The organism is Glycocaulis sp., assembly GCF_052168375.1.
In the GTDB taxonomy this organism is placed as follows: Bacteria; Pseudomonadota; Alphaproteobacteria; order Caulobacterales; family Maricaulaceae; genus Glycocaulis.
Genome location: NZ_JBQLZR010000094.1, coordinates 1 through 3049 on the forward strand (window position 1 = coordinate 1; position 3049 = coordinate 3049).

Consider the following 3049-nt stretch of genomic DNA (forward strand, 5'->3'; position numbering starts at 1 on the left):
TTTCGAGAAGATGGGCTGGGCCGAACCGACCATTGTGATCCGTTTCTGGATCATTGCGGTTGTTCTCGCCCTTATCGGTCTTTCCACCCTCAAGCTGAGATAGGTCCCTGCGTCCATGATCCCTGTCACCGCCTATCGGGGACGCCGCGTTGCGGTGTTCGGCCTTGGCCGGACGGGGATTGCCGCTGCCCGCGCCCTGCTGGCAGGCGGGGCAAGCGTTTCGGCCTGGGACGATAACGAGGCATCGCGCGAAGCCGCCATCGCTGCCGGTCTGGAGCTTGACGATCTCAACCGGCGCGACTGGGGCGACATCGCGGCTCTGGTCCTGTCGCCGGGCATTCCGCTGACCCATCCTGCGCCTCACCGACTGGTGGGCCTTGCCCGCGCCGTCGGTGCGCCGGTCATCGGGGACATGGAACTCTTTGCCAGCGCCATCGCGGATACGCCCGATGTGACGGTGGTTGGTATTACCGGCACGAATGGCAAATCCACCACTACGGCGTTGATCGGCCATATCCTGAAAAGCGCCGGGCGGGATGTGCGTGTCGGCGGCAATATCGGCGAAGCGGTGCTGGGCCTCCAGCCGCCAAGACCGGGCGCGATCTATGTGCTGGAACTGTCCTCCTACCAGCTCGATCTGATTGAGAGCCTGCGCTGTCAGGTGGCGGTTTTCCTGAACCTGACACCCGACCATATCGACCGGCATGGCGACATGGCCGGCTATCTTGCCGCCAAAGAGCGCATCTTCGCCAATCAGCAGGCCGGTGACACGGCGGTTATCGGGGTTGATGACGAGTACACCTCAGGGGTGTGCGCGCGCCAGAAAGCCCGCACGGGCCTGAACGTGATCCCTGTCTCCAGCCAGCGCCTTGTTTCCTTCGGTGTCTATGCGCTCGCAGGCAGGCTGCATGACGATCTGGAGAAAAAGAGCGGCGTGAAAACCGTGATGGAGCTAGCCCGGGCAGCGGCCCTGCCGGGTGCCCACAATGCCCAGAACGCCGCCGCCGCCTATGCAGCCGTGCGCGCGCTGGGCGTCAGTGTCTCCGATGCCGTGGCGGGTATCACGAGCTTTCCCGGCCTGCCGCATCGCCAGGAACGGGTCGGCGAAGCCGGCTCCCTGCTTTTCGTGAACGATTCCAAGGCCACCAATGCCGAAGCCGCCGCGCAGGCGCTCGGCTGCTATCACGACATTTTCTGGATCGCAGGGGGGCAGGCGAAGGCGGGCGGTATTGAAAGCCTGAAGGCCTACTTCCGCCGCATCCGCAAGGCCTATCTGATCGGGCAGGATGCCGGAATGCTGGCCACCCAGCTGGGCGCGAGCGTGCCCCATGTCATCGCCGGAACACTCGATCAGGCCGTGAAGCTTGCCGCCATGGACGCCGCCGATAGCGGGCTTCGAAAGCCCGTCATTCTTCTGTCTCCTGCCTGTGCCTCATTCGACCAGTTCAAAAGCTATGAGCATCGCGGCGACACTTTCCGCCAGCTCGTCACCGATCTTCTGGCGCGCGCAACCAAAGGGGATGCCGCATGAAAGGTATAAGCCGTTCGGGCCTTGCCTTTGCCTGGTTCGGTCTTGACCGGACGCTGCTCTTTACCGTCTTCGGCCTGATGGTGGTCGGCCTGACCTTGTCCATGGCCGCAAGTCCTGCCGCCGCAGAGCGCGTCAGCCCCGGCGACCCGTTCTACTATCTCTACCGGCACCTCTTCTTCGCCGGGCTCTCCATGATCCTGATGATGGGCATTGCCGCGCTCAGCCCGCGCGGGGCGCGCCGGCTGGCAGGGCTGGCCCTCGTCGGCAGCTTCCTCGCCCTGATTGTTGTTGCCATTGCCGGGCACGAGGTGAATGGTGCGACGCGCTGGCTGCGCTTTGGCGGCTTCTCGCTGCAACCGTCCGAATTCTTCAAGCCGGCCTTCATCGTCATTGCCGCCTGGCTGTTCTCTGAAGAAAGCAAGGGCGCGCCGGTGCCCGGACGCCTTGTTGCTGCTGGCATCTATGTGCTGGCCATTGCCTTCCTCATCCGCCAGCCCGATTTCGGCCAGTCCATCCTGCTGACCGGCATATTTGCCGCCATGCTGTGGGCAGCGGGGCTGTCTTTGCTTCACACCGTGCTTCTGGGCAGCGTCGCGATCAGCGGTGCGGCGGGCGCCTATCTCTTCCTTGGCCACGTTCGCGACCGGGTTGCGGCCTTTCTGGCACCGGCCTCTTCCAGCGGCCCGACCCAGACCGAGATGGCGGTTGATGCCATTACCCGTGGCGGCTTTACCGGTGTCGGCCCCGGTGAAGGGGAGGTGAAGCGCTACCTGCCTGAAGCCCATACCGATTTCGTATTCTCGGTCGCAGCCGAAGAGTTCGGACTTGTTGCCTCGCTGGCAATCATTGGCCTGTTTGCGATCCTGTTTGCACGCGCCTGGTCACGCTCCATGCGCCTGTCGGACAATTTCGCCCAGCTGGCCGTTGCCGGCCTCGCCCTGATGTTCGGCGGACAAGCCCTCATCAACATTCTCGTCAATCTGGAGCTGGCCCCGGCCAAGGGCATGACCTTGCCCTTCGTCTCCTATGGCGGCTCGTCCATGCTGTCGCTGGCGTTCGCAGCAGGCCTGCTTCTGGCCCTGACCAAGCGCACCCCGGGTGCCTACCTGCCGGAACGGCCGCGCGGCGGGGCGATGGTGCCGGCATGAGCGGGCCACGGCTTCTCATAGCGGCAGGTGGCACGGGCGGTCATATCTTTCCGGCGCGCGGCGTTGCCGAAACGCTTGTCGAGGCCGGCTGGCGCATTCGCCTCGTCACCGACGAGCGGGGCCTGCGCCATGCGGGCGGATTTCCGGGCGAAGGGGTCGACCGGATCGAGGCTGCCACACCCTTCGTGAAGAATCCGGCGCGCGCCGCGGGCAACACGCTGCGTCTGGCCCGCGGGTTTGCGGCCGCCGGACGCCTCATCGAGCGCTTTGCCCCCGATCTCGTCGCAGGCTTTGGCGGGTATCCGGCTTTCCCCGCGCTCGCCCACGCCCAGCTGAAATCCATTCCCTTCCTCATCCATGAGCAAAATGC

Annotated in this window: 3 protein-coding genes; all 3 read left to right on the forward strand. The window is 64.7% G+C overall.

Annotated features, from left to right (window positions below; all coding sequences use genetic code 11):
* Positions 1-115 precede the first annotated feature (115 nt).
* On the forward strand, positions 116-1531 hold the full coding sequence (murD, locus tag ACTS2Z_RS03695) for a UDP-N-acetylmuramoyl-L-alanine--D-glutamate ligase (protein ID WP_442571880.1): 1416 nt from the start codon (positions 116-118) through the stop codon (positions 1529-1531).
* Positions 1528-2679 (forward strand): FtsW/RodA/SpoVE family cell cycle protein, encoded by a 1152-nt coding sequence (locus ACTS2Z_RS03700; RefSeq protein ID WP_442571881.1) that lies wholly within the window; start codon positions 1528-1530, stop codon positions 2677-2679. The genes murD and ACTS2Z_RS03700 overlap by 4 nt, the downstream gene beginning before the upstream one ends.
* Positions 2676-3049 (forward strand): UDP-N-acetylglucosamine--N-acetylmuramyl-(pentapeptide) pyrophosphoryl-undecaprenol N-acetylglucosamine transferase (locus ACTS2Z_RS03705; RefSeq protein ID WP_442571882.1); only part of this gene is annotated, 374 nt, incomplete at its 3' end. The genes ACTS2Z_RS03700 and ACTS2Z_RS03705, both read left to right, overlap by 4 nt.

Excerpts from the sequence above, each read along its gene's own strand:
- murD (WP_442571880.1), top strand. The coding sequence starts at position 116 with ATGATCCCTGTCACCGCCTATCGGGGACGCCGCGTTGCGGTGTTCGGC.
- ACTS2Z_RS03700 (WP_442571881.1), top strand. The coding sequence starts at position 1,528 with ATGAAAGGTATAAGCCGTTCGGGCCTTGCCTTTGCCTGGTTCGGTCTT.